Raw genomic sequence first — 276 nt, 5'->3', positions numbered from 1 at the left:
AAAGGTAACGAATCTGACGTTTATTCCAGCGAGATCCCGGCAGAATTCCAGAAACTGGAGCGTTTTGCCGCACGTAAAGCAGTCGTTGCTGCGGTTGACGCACTCGGCCTGCTGGAAGAAATTAAACCGCACGACCTGACCGTTCCTTACGGCGACCGTGGCGGCGTGGTTATCGAACCAATGCTGACCGACCAGTGGTACGTACGTGCCGATGTACTGGCGAAGCCGGCGGTTGAAGCGGTTGAGAACGGCGACATTCAGTTCGTACCGAAGCAG

1 protein-coding gene is annotated in these 276 nt (G+C 55.8%); it reads left to right on the top strand.

The window, feature by feature from the left end; genetic code table 11:
• Positions 1-276: hypothetical protein (locus tag SB772_RS40570; protein ID WP_410838594.1), on the top strand; the 276-nt coding region annotated here is incomplete at both ends.

This window comes from Paraburkholderia sp. SIMBA_030 (assembly GCF_046535245.1).
GTDB lineage: Bacteria > Pseudomonadota > Gammaproteobacteria > Burkholderiales > Burkholderiaceae > Paraburkholderia.
This window is presented reverse-complemented; position numbering and strand designations above follow the sequence as displayed.